Source organism: Sphingomonas sp. (assembly GCF_042091075.1).
Lineage (GTDB): Bacteria > Pseudomonadota > Alphaproteobacteria > Sphingomonadales > Sphingomonadaceae > Sphingomonas.
Genome location: NZ_JBELIE010000134.1, coordinates 1 through 9,027 on the forward strand (window position 1 = coordinate 1; position 9,027 = coordinate 9,027).

10 protein-coding genes are annotated in these 9,027 nt (G+C 70.0%); 7 read left to right on the top strand and 3 right to left on the bottom strand.

Annotated features, from left to right (window positions below; translation table 11 throughout):
* Positions 1 to 1,357, bottom strand: a 1,357-nt coding sequence (xseA, locus tag ACFDSW_RS12685) for an exodeoxyribonuclease VII large subunit (protein ID WP_375250653.1), incomplete at its 3' end; no start/stop codon positions are given.
* On the opposite strand from xseA, the gene purD reads away from it, so the two are divergent.
* From purD to aat, 7 genes are all read left to right on the top strand, one after another.
* Complete coding sequence (purD, locus tag ACFDSW_RS12690; protein ID WP_375250654.1) at positions 1,356 to 2,615, top strand: phosphoribosylamine--glycine ligase; 1,260 nt, start codon at positions 1,356 to 1,358, stop codon at positions 2,613 to 2,615. The genes xseA and purD overlap by 2 nt on opposite strands.
* Positions 2,616 to 2,644: 29 nt before the next feature.
* On the top strand, positions 2,645 to 3,313 hold the full coding sequence (locus tag ACFDSW_RS12695; protein WP_375250655.1) for a hypothetical protein: 669 nt from the start codon (positions 2,645 to 2,647) through the stop codon (positions 3,311 to 3,313).
* A complete protein-coding gene (locus ACFDSW_RS12700; RefSeq protein ID WP_375250656.1) occupies positions 3,310 to 3,765 on the top strand; it encodes a GreA/GreB family elongation factor in 456 nt (151 codons plus the stop codon). The genes ACFDSW_RS12695 and ACFDSW_RS12700 overlap by 4 nt, the downstream gene beginning before the upstream one ends.
* A 102-nt stretch (positions 3,766 to 3,867) precedes the next feature.
* The gene (nhaA, locus tag ACFDSW_RS12705) at positions 3,868 to 5,043 is read left to right on the top strand and encodes a Na+/H+ antiporter NhaA (RefSeq protein WP_375250657.1); all 1,176 of its coding nucleotides are present in this window, start codon (positions 3,868 to 3,870) and stop codon (positions 5,041 to 5,043) included.
* On the top strand, positions 5,043 to 6,449 hold the full coding sequence (gene astD / locus ACFDSW_RS12710) for a succinylglutamate-semialdehyde dehydrogenase (protein WP_375250658.1): 1,407 nt from the start codon (positions 5,043 to 5,045) through the stop codon (positions 6,447 to 6,449). Before nhaA ends, astD begins: the two co-directional genes overlap by 1 nt.
* Before the next feature lie 63 nt (positions 6,450 to 6,512).
* The gene (locus ACFDSW_RS12715; protein WP_375250659.1) at positions 6,513 to 7,223 is read left to right on the top strand and encodes a ParA family protein; all 711 of its coding nucleotides are present in this window, start codon (positions 6,513 to 6,515) and stop codon (positions 7,221 to 7,223) included.
* 41 nt (positions 7,224 to 7,264) lie between these two features.
* The gene (gene aat, locus ACFDSW_RS12720; RefSeq protein ID WP_375250662.1) at positions 7,265 to 7,906 is read left to right on the top strand and encodes a leucyl/phenylalanyl-tRNA--protein transferase; all 642 of its coding nucleotides are present in this window, start codon (positions 7,265 to 7,267) and stop codon (positions 7,904 to 7,906) included.
* A gap of 41 nt (positions 7,907 to 7,947) precedes the next feature.
* Here aat and ACFDSW_RS12725 read toward each other — a convergent pair whose 3' ends face one another.
* A complete protein-coding gene (locus ACFDSW_RS12725) occupies positions 7,948 to 8,646 on the bottom strand; it encodes a DUF2155 domain-containing protein (RefSeq protein WP_375250660.1) in 699 nt (232 codons plus the stop codon).
* Positions 8,643 to 9,027 (bottom strand): NADH:ubiquinone oxidoreductase subunit NDUFA12 (locus ACFDSW_RS12730; RefSeq protein WP_375250661.1); only part of this gene is annotated, 385 nt, incomplete at its 5' end. The genes ACFDSW_RS12730 and ACFDSW_RS12725, both read right to left, overlap by 4 nt.

Consider the following 9,027-nt stretch of genomic DNA (forward strand, 5'->3'; position numbering starts at 1 on the left):
CCTCGCCAGCTCCCTCGCTTTCAACCCGCACCGCGACCACGCCATTGTTGCGAAACCGCAACGTCAACGCCCCCGCGGCGGTCGCGGCCGCCGCCGTGGTGACGGTGCCGCCGTCACGATCCTCCACTCGGGCATAGCCACGCTCGAGGATCCGGTCGGGATTGAGGCTTTCGATCAACCGGCCGACATCCGCCAGCCGCGCCCGCGCCGATTCGAGCCGCCGCTCCAGCGTGGCGGGGCGAATGGCCCCCGCGATGCGATCGAGCTGCCCGCGCGACCGCGTGACGCGCCGCTCCAGGCCGCGATCGAGCCGCCCGCCCAGATCGTCGAGCCGCTGCCGCTGCGGCCCGAGCAGCCGGTCGCGGGTCGGCAGTCCACGCGCCAGCCCCTCCAGCCGTTCGCGCCCGCGCTCGACATGCCGGCGCGCGCACCGCTCGCTGCGGTGTCGCATCGCATCCAGGGTCAGCCGCAGCTCCGCCAGCACCGGCACCGCGATCTCCGCCGCAGCGGTGGGCGTCGGTGCGCGCAGGTCGGCGGCATGGTCGCACAGGGTGGTATCGGTTTCGTGCCCGACCGCCGAGATGATCGGGATCGAGCAGGCCGCGACGGCACGCACCACGATCTCCTCGTTGAAGGACCAGAGATCCTCGATCGAGCCGCCGCCACGCGCGACGATCACCAGGTCCGGGCGGCGGATCGGGCCATCGGGCGGCAGCGCATCGAAGCCGCGCACCGCCGCCGCGACCTCCTCCGCCGCGCCCTGCCCCTGCACCTTGACCGGCCAGACGATGACATGCGTGGGGCAGCGATCCTCCAGCCGGTGCAGGATGTCGCGGATCACCGCCCCGGTCGGCGAGGTGACGACGCCGATCGTGTGCGGCATGAACGGCAGCGGCCGTTTGCGCTCGCGGTCGAACAGCCCCTCCCCCGCCAGCTTCGCGCGCAGCTTTTCGAACAGCGCCATCAGCGCGCCGGCGCCGGCAAGTTCCATCCGCTCGACGACGATCTGATATTTCGACCGGCCGGGATAGGTGGTCAGCCGCCCCGTCGCGACCACCTCGATCCCATCCTCCGGGCGGAACGCCAGCGCCGCCGCGCTGCCCTTCCACATCACGCCGTCGATCACCGCGCCGTCATCTTTCAGGCATAGATAGACGTGCCCCGAGGCGGCGCGCTTGTAACCGGAAATTTCGCCACGCAGGCGGACATGGCCGAATTCGCCCTCCACCATCCGCTTCAGTCGGCCCGACAGTTCGCTGACGCTCAGCGCCATCGCATTGTCGCCGGGCACCGCCTCGGCTACCAGCCGCCCCGCCCCGGTCTCCGGGGCCTGGGTATCGAAAAAGGGGTCGGCCATGAACATCCTGCTGGTGGGGTCTGGAGGACGCGAGCATGCGCTGGCGTGGAAGCTGGCGCAATCGCCGCAACTCGATACGCTCTTCGCCGCGCCGGGCAACCCCGGCATCGCGCAGCATGCGACCATCGCCGAGCTGGATGTGGCGGATCACCGCGCGGTGATCGATTTCGTGCGGCGTCAGCAGATCGGCCTGGTGGTGATCGGCCCCGAAGCGCCGCTGGTCGACGGGCTGGCCGACAATATCCGCGCGATCGGCGTGCCGGTCTTTGGTCCCGGTCGCGAAGCCGCCAGACTGGAGGGCTCGAAAGGCTTCACCAAGGATCTGTGCGCGCGCGTCGGCATCCCCACCGCGCGCTATTTCCGCGTCACCTCGCGCGATGGCGCGCTCGCCTGCCTCGACGATTTCGGCGACTGTTGCGTCATCAAGGCGGACGGATTGGCCGCCGGCAAGGGCGTGGTCGTCGCAACCACCCGTGACGAGGCCGAGGCGGCGATCCGCGACCTCTACGCCAACGGCCCGGTCGAAGCGGTGATCGAGGAACGGCTGGAAGGCCCCGAGGCGAGCCTGTTCGTTTTGTCCGACGGCACCTCCACCGCCGCGTTCGGCTCGGCACAGGATCACAAGCGCGTCGGTGACGGCGATACCGGGCCGAATACCGGCGGCATGGGCGCCTACAGCCCCGCGCTGGTGCTGACACCCATATTGGAGGAACGCGCGCTGGGAGAGATCGTGCGGCCAACCATCGATGCGCTGGCGGCGGCGGGCACGCCCTATGTCGGCGTGCTATATGCCGGGCTGATGCTCACTGCCGACGGGCCGAAGCTGATCGAATATAACGTCCGCTTCGGCGATCCCGAATGCCAGGTGCTGATGGCGCGCTTTCGAGGGGATCTGGTCGAAACCTTGCTGGCGGTAGCGGAGGGCCGGCTGGCGGACCTGCCAGCCGCCGATTTCGATGCCGATGCCGCGCTGACGGTGGTGATGGCGGCGGAGGGCTATCCCGGCACGCCGCAACGGGGCGGGACGATCCAGGGCATTGATGCCGCCGAGCGGGATGGCGCGATCGTGTTTCAGGCGGGCACGGCGATGGCGGGCGATACGCTGGTCGCGGACGGCGGGCGCGTGCTGGCGGTCACCGCGACCGGCCCGGATATCGGCGCCGCGCGCACCGCAGCCTATGCCGCGGTCGACAGGATCGACTTCCCGACCGGCTTCTTCCGTCGCGACATCGGAGCCAAGGCGAGCGCGGAATGTTGAGTTGGCACCCCACCGCCGCCTAGGAAGCGATGATGAATTCGAGCAATTTCGTTTTGGACCCGATTTCGCAGGACGGCGCGCTGGTCACGATCGCCCTTGCGCTGGTCGCAGTGGTGGCGATCCTAACCGTGATCGCGATGATCGTCGGCGCACGCAACAAGCGCAAGCGCAAGGCCGCGGAGGCCGAAGAGCAGCGCCGCATCACCGAGCTGAAGGCCGATGGGGTCATTGCGACCAACACGGCCGAGGGGGCGCCGACGCGGGCGCGTGACGACACCGCCGCGCCGCGCACCGCCTCCCCGCCCCCGAGCGAACCCGCGCCATCGACGCCACGCGAAACCGCCGCCACCCCGGTCGCACCACTGTCGGACGAACCGATCGCGGCGGCCGCGCCGCTCGACGCCACCCCCGCGAGCATCGCCGTCGATTCGGCCGCCGCCGCACCGGCAGATGACGGCGCGACGCCGGTGACGGTGCTGAAGGGGCTCGGCCCGAAGATTGCGGCGCGGCTGGCGGAACTGGGCGTCACGCGCGTCGATCAACTGGCATGGCTGGACGATGCCGAGGCAGCCGGGCTCGATGCGCAGATGGGGGCGTTCCAGGGCCGTATGGAGCGCGATCGCTGGCGCGAACAGGCGCGCCTGCTCGCGCAGGGCGACCGAAGCGGCTACGAAGCGCAATTCGGAAAACTCGGATGAGCGTCGCCTTTCGCCGGGAGAGCGACGAGGAGCATCTCGAACCCCGTTTCGAACTGCCGATCCCTGCCGGCCCCAATCTCGTCACCGCGCGCGGTCGCGCGCTGATCGATCAGCGCATCGCCGCGCTGGAGGGCGCGCTTGCCCACGCTCCTGATGACGAGGCGGTGAAGGCGATCCGTCGCGACCTGCGCTACTGGGCGACGCGCCGCGCTACCGCGATCGAAACCGACGCACGACGCGACGGCATTGTCGGCTTCGGCTCGCGCGTCGTCTTTCGCCTGGCGGGAAAGGAGCGGGCCATCACGCTGGTCGGCGACGACGAAGCCGATCCGGCGGCCGGTCTGCTCGCCTTCTCCGCGCCCCTCTCGCGGGCAATGATGGGCGCGGAGGCGGGCGATCTGGTGGCGTTCAATGGCCGCGACGATGCGATCGAGATCATGTCGGTCGCATGACGCGGCCCGCCCGGCGATGATGCGCAGGCAGCAAAGTTGCTGGCGTGGGGTCGGCCGCCCGGTTTCGCTTGCGATGCGCGCCGCGCTGGGGGAACAGGCAGCATGACCACGCCATCCGCCCGACCCGATCGTCCACGTAGCGTGTTGCGCGCCTTCCTCGAGAGCGAAGCGTCCGGCGGGATCGTCCTGATCGCGGCGGCGGTGATCGCGCTGATCGTCGCCAACGGCCCGCTCGGCCCCGGTTATGTCGCCCTGCTGCACCGATACGTCGGGCCGCTGTCGGTATTGCACTGGATCAACGACGCGTTGATGGCGGTGTTCTTCCTGATGGTCGGGCTGGAGATCAAGCGCGAGCTGGTGGACGGGCATCTGTCGCGCTGGTCGGATCGCGCGTTGCCCGCGCTCGCCGCCGCCTGCGGCATGGTGGTGCCAGCGCTATTCTATCTGATCGCCACCGGCGGCGCCGCACACACCGCATCGGGCTGGGCGATCCCGTCCGCCACCGACATCGCGTTCGCGATCGGGGTAATGGCCTTGCTCGGACGGCGCGTCCCGACCTCGCTGATGCTGTTCCTCACCACGGTCGCGATTGTCGACGATATGGGGGCGGTCGCGATCATCGCGCTCGCCTATACCCGTCACCTGTCGCTGGTCGCATTGGCGGCAGCGGCGGCGATCCTCCTGGTGATGGTGGTGGTGAACCGGCGGGGTGTACGGCGGCTCGACGCCTATCTGCCGCTGGCGGCAGCGCTGTGGATCGCGGTATGGGCATCGGGCGTCCATGCGACGATCGCGGGCGTCCTCGCCGCCGCGACGATCCCGATCGACCGGAACGATGCGGTGTCGCCGTTGCACCGGCTGGAACAGGCATTGCATTCCTGGGTGGCATTCCTGATCGTGCCGCTGTTCGGCTTCGCCAATGCCGGCGTGTCGCTGGCCGGGGCGGGGCTGGCCACCCTGTTGCAGCCGATCCCGCTGGGCGTCGCGGCCGGGCTGTTCCTGGGCAAGCAGATCGGCGTGTTCGGGGCTGCCCGGCTGGCCGTGGCGCTCGGCTGGGCGCACAGGCCGGCGGGCGCATCGTGGTGGCAAGTCTATGGCACCGCGCTGCTCTGCGGGATCGGCTTCACGATGAGCCTGTTTATCGGCGCGCTCGCCTTCACCAACCCGGCCTATGTCGATGAGGTGAAGATCGGGGTTCTGGCGGGATCGATCCTGTCGGCGATGGCCGGCTTTGGCGTCCTGTGGATCGCGGCCCGGCCGGTGGCGAAGGAACAGTGATGACGGTGCTACGCTCGATCGACCCGGCTTATGGCACAACGGTATGGGAGGGGGCCGCCACCGCCCCCGAGCATTGCGCGACGCTGGTCGCCGGCGCACGCGCCGCACTGCGCCACTGGTCGCGCAGCCCGGTCGACGAACGGATCGCGATCGCGCGTCGTTACGCCGCCGTGCTGGAGGAACGACGCGACCTGCTGGCGGAGGCGATCGCGCGCGAAACCGGCAAGCTGCTATGGGAAACCCGCGCCGAAGCCGGATCGATGATCGGCAAGGTCGCGGTATCGATCGCCGCCCAGGCGGAGCGGGCCGGCACGCGCGATGCCGCCCTGCCCTTCGGCCGCGCGGTGCTGCGTCACAAACCCCACGGCGTGATGGCGGTGCTCGGCCCCTATAATTTCCCCGGCCATCTGCCCAATGGGCATATCGTGCCCGCGCTGCTGGCGGGGAACGCCGTCGTCTTCAAACCGTCCGAGGAAGCGCCATGGACCGCCGAGATCATGGTACAGGCATGGCGTGATGCCGGCTTGCCCGATGGCGTGCTGTCGCTGGCGCAGGGGGGCCGCGAGGTGGGTGCCGCGCTGATCGCGGCGGATATCGACGGATTGCTGTTCACCGGCTCCGCCGCCGCCGGGCGCGTGTTTCGTCACGCTTTCGTCGACCGACCGCATGTCATCCTGGCGCTGGAGCTGGGCGGCAACAATCCACTGATCGCCTGGGACGGCGATGCCGAGGCGGTGGCGGGCATCGCGATCCAGTCCGCCTTCGTCACCACCGGACAGCGCTGTTCGTGCGCGCGGCGGCTGATCGTGCCGCAGGGCGCCGCGGGCGATGCGATGATTGAGGCGCTGGCGGCGATGGCGGACCGCCTGCGCGTCGCCGCCTGGGACGAACCGGGCGATGCCTTCATGGGGCCGCTCGTGTCGCAGCGCGCGGCACAGGGCGTGCGGGCGGCGGTGGACGCGCTGGAGGCACGCGGCGCACGCGCGATCCGGCGGTTCGGCACCGTCGCCGGGCGACCCGACACCTTCGTCACGCCAGCCCTTTATGACGTGACCGGGCTGACGGTGCCCGACGCGGAGATCTTCGCGCCGGTGCTGACGGTGCGGCGCGTCGCCGACTGGGACGCGGCAATCGCCGCCGCGAACGACACCGCGTTCGGTCTGTCAGCCGGACTGATCAGCGCGGACGACGCGAAGTGGGAACAGTTCCTGCTCGACAGCCGCGCGGGGATCGTCAACCGCAACCGGCCGACCACCGGCGCGGCAGCGAACATGCCGTTCGGTGGCCCGGGCGAATCGGGCAACCACCGGCCCAGCGCTTATTATGCCGCCGATTATTGCGCCTGGCCCGTCGCCAGCTTCGAGGCCGCCGCGCCACTGGTCGAGCCGATCACCGGGCTGATCTGATCGGCCCCGCACGATACGCCCGCGCTTGCCGCTCCTCCGCGCGCCGCCTACGGTCGTGGCATCATGACCACGATCGCAATCTACAGCCTGAAGGGCGGTGTCGGCAAATCCACCCTGGCGGTCAATCTCGCGTGGTGCGCGGCGACGCAATCGGCGCGGCGCACCTTGCTATGGGATCTCGATCCGCAGGCGGCATCGAGCTGGATCCTGGGCGACGGCGGCCAGCACGATCAAGCACAGGCGGTGTTTTCGCGCGATCTCGCACCGACGAAGGTGATCACCGCCACCCGCTTCGACCGGCTGGACCTGCTGCCCGCCGACGCATCGCTGCGCGATCTGAACCACCTGTTCCGGGAGATCGACAAGAAGCGCCGCCTGCGCAAGATCGTCGCCGATCTGGGTGATCACGATATCGTCATCCTCGATTGCCCACCGGGGCTGACCGAAACCGCAGATCAAGTGGCGCGCGCCGCCGATCTGATCGTGGTGCCGGTGATCCCGTCGCCGCTGTCGCAGCGTGCCTTTGCGATGGTGGAGCGGCATTTCGGCGGGCAGGTGCCGATCATGCCGGTGCATGTGATGGTCGACCGCCGCCGCGCGCTGCACGTGCAGGCGATCGAGCGTCACCCCGACTGGCCGGCGATACCGATGGCCAGCGCGGTCGAAAACGCCGCCGCCCGTCGCCTGCCGGTAGCGGTCGCCGCGCCGCGGAGCCCGGTCGCGGCGGCGTTCACGCATCTGTGGCGGCGGATCGAGCGCCAGCGCGAACGGTGAGCGAGCCGCTCGACCCGTCGTTGCTGCTCGGCGCCTATTCGATGGGCGTGTTTCCGATGGCGGACAGCCGCGACGCCACGCGGGTCTATTGGGTCGAACCGCGCCGCCGCGCGATCCTGCCGCTTGACGGGTTCCACTGCTCGCGCTCGCTGGCCAAGGTGATCCGCGCGGATCGCTTCCGCGTCACCGTCGATCGCGCCTTCGGACAGATCATCGCGCTCTGCGCCGAGGCGGCGGAGGATCGCCCCGATACCTGGATCAATGCCGCGATCGAAGCGTCGTTCGTGCGGCTGCACGCGCTTGGCCTTGCCCATTCGGTCGAATGCTGGGACGGCGACCGACTGGCGGGCGGTCTGTACGGGCTGGCCCTCGGGCGCGCCTTCTTCGGCGAAAGCATGGTCAGCCGCGCCAGCAATGCGTCCAAGGTGGCGATCGCGTCATTGGTCGCGCGGTTGCGCGCCGGCGGCTTCACGCTGCTCGACTGCCAGTTCATGACCGAGCATCTCGCCACGCTCGGCGCGGTCGAGATCGACCGTGAGGCGTATATGGCGCGGCTCGCCGAGGCGCTCGACGGTACGACGCGCCACGAGGCGACCACCGCACCCTTCGATGCGATCGAGCGGGACGCGCTCGTCGGCGGCGCGGTGCCGGGGGCGGTGATTCTAAGCTATCTGCGGCCATAACGGCGCGACAGTGACGAAGCCGCCGCGCGTCAGCCCGCCCGTCAGTTGGCCGGGGGCTGCACGGCGGGGGCCGCCGTCGGGGGCGCGGTCGGGGCTGGTGCCGTCTCCCCCACCGCCTCGTCCGCCGGGGCGCCATCGTCGGGCGCGGCGGGCGCGTTTGTGGGCGCCACGCGGCGCGACGGGGTGGTCGCCGCCGGCTTTGGCTCCGGGAACGCGACGGTACAGCCCTTGGTCCACACGTCATACACGGGGTGCAGGACGACGTTCAGCGCGGGCCGCTCCTTGTAGAGCCAGCCCGAAAAGACGCGCCGCCAATGCGTATCGATACCGCGCACGTCGAGCTGGACGAAGGCGCCGGTCAGCTGTTCCGGTTCCCACGGCGCGGTGCGCTCGCAGGCGCGCAAATGAATGACCACATCGCCGACGCGCATCGATTGCCCCGGCTTCATCGTCACGTCGCGGCTCACCCCGTTACGCTTGTTGAGCAGCCCCAGTATCGCAACGCGCTGCGCCATCGGTGTGGTGCTGGCGTCGATCGCTTCCTGCGTGTTCAACGGCACGACGTCGTTCGCGCCGGTGGCCGCCGGCGATGGCGCGCCGATCGCATCGGGAACCGCCTTACTGATCGCTGGGCCGCCGGAACGGGGCGCGGGACCGTCGCCCAGGACGTGCAACCCCGCCCAGGTAGCGCCCGCCGCGGCGACCACGATCAGCCCGCCGATGGCGAGCGCGCGGTTCATGCGTCGGGATTCCACGCCTCATAATCGCCGGTGGCGGCGGCGCGATGGCCACCCTTTTCCAGCGCCCCCGACGGACGATAAGCCAGGGCGGTGCCGGTCATGTTGGGAACGGCGGGCTTCTGCCACTGGCGCGGCGGCGGCAACACCGCCGTGGGCACGCCATCGACTTGATGATGCAGCCAGCTGAACCATTCCGGGGGCACGCGGCTGCTGTCGTTGGCGCCGTTATAGATTACCCAGCGGCGCGGAATGCCGGCGGTATCCCGGCCACCTTCCCAATAGGTATTGCCCAGCGAATCCTCGCCCACCTGACGCTTGCCGCGCAGCCCGTAGAGGATCGTGCCCCAGCTAGCGCCGGTCCACCAGGTGAAGGGATTGAGA

What these genes read in the sequence shown, in the direction of transcription:
- purD (WP_375250654.1), top strand. Translation starts at nt 1,356, where the DNA reads ATGAACATCCTGCTGGTGGGGTCTGGAGGACGCGAGCATGCGCTGGCG.
- ACFDSW_RS12700 (WP_375250656.1), top strand. Translation starts at nt 3,310, where the DNA reads ATGAGCGTCGCCTTTCGCCGGGAGAGCGACGAGGAGCATCTCGAACCC.
- aat (WP_375250662.1), top strand. Translation starts at nt 7,265, where the DNA reads ATGGGCGTGTTTCCGATGGCGGACAGCCGCGACGCCACGCGGGTCTAT.
- ACFDSW_RS12695 (WP_375250655.1), top strand. Translation starts at nt 2,645, where the DNA reads ATGATGAATTCGAGCAATTTCGTTTTGGACCCGATTTCGCAGGACGGC.
- astD (WP_375250658.1), top strand. Translation starts at nt 5,043, where the DNA reads ATGACGGTGCTACGCTCGATCGACCCGGCTTATGGCACAACGGTATGG.
- ACFDSW_RS12715 (WP_375250659.1), top strand. Translation starts at nt 6,513, where the DNA reads ATGACCACGATCGCAATCTACAGCCTGAAGGGCGGTGTCGGCAAATCC.
- nhaA (WP_375250657.1), top strand. Translation starts at nt 3,868, where the DNA reads ATGACCACGCCATCCGCCCGACCCGATCGTCCACGTAGCGTGTTGCGC.
- ACFDSW_RS12725 (WP_375250660.1), bottom strand. Translation starts at nt 8,646, where the DNA reads ATGAACCGCGCGCTCGCCATCGGCGGGCTGATCGTGGTCGCCGCGGCG.